The sequence below is a fragment of the Tessaracoccus sp. OH4464_COT-324 genome (genome assembly GCF_003932855.1).
Taxonomy (GTDB): Bacteria; Actinomycetota; Actinomycetes; order Propionibacteriales; family Propionibacteriaceae; genus Arachnia.
The window spans coordinates 1-385 of the sequence record NZ_RQYZ01000130.1 but is presented as its reverse complement, the minus strand read 5'-3'; the positions used below and the strand labels follow the sequence as shown (position 1 = coordinate 385).

Below are 385 nucleotides of genomic sequence, written 5' to 3'. Positions count from 1 at the left end.
TTGTCAGTCAATTCGTTACTACGATGCTCGCCATCAATATAAGCTGAAAGTAACTCTTTTTGCATCTTGAACTCCAAGTTTTTGGTTAATTGATTTAACGTTGTAATAAAGGTTGAATTTTGCTTTCAATTATTTCTCTTGCACGGAAGATACGAGAACGTACGGTTCCCACTGGGCAATCCATAATTTCTGCAATTTCTTCGTAACTCAAACCTTCCATTTCTCGTAAAGTAATCGCTGTTTTTAAATCTTCTTGTAGGTTACTGATTGTATCAAAAACAACTTTTTCTAATTCACTGGATAACATTTCATTTTCAGGCGTATCCACATCCCTTAAATTTGTCCCAACATCGTAACTTTCCGCATCTTCTGCCAAGATATCTTC

Annotated in this window: 1 protein-coding gene; it reads right to left on the bottom strand. The window is 35.6% G+C overall.

The features are described from left to right. Nucleotides 1–94: 94 nt before the first annotated feature. The coding region (locus EII42_RS12435; RefSeq protein WP_125172431.1) for a sigma-70 family RNA polymerase sigma factor at nt 95–385 on the bottom strand (291 nt) is incomplete at its 5' end.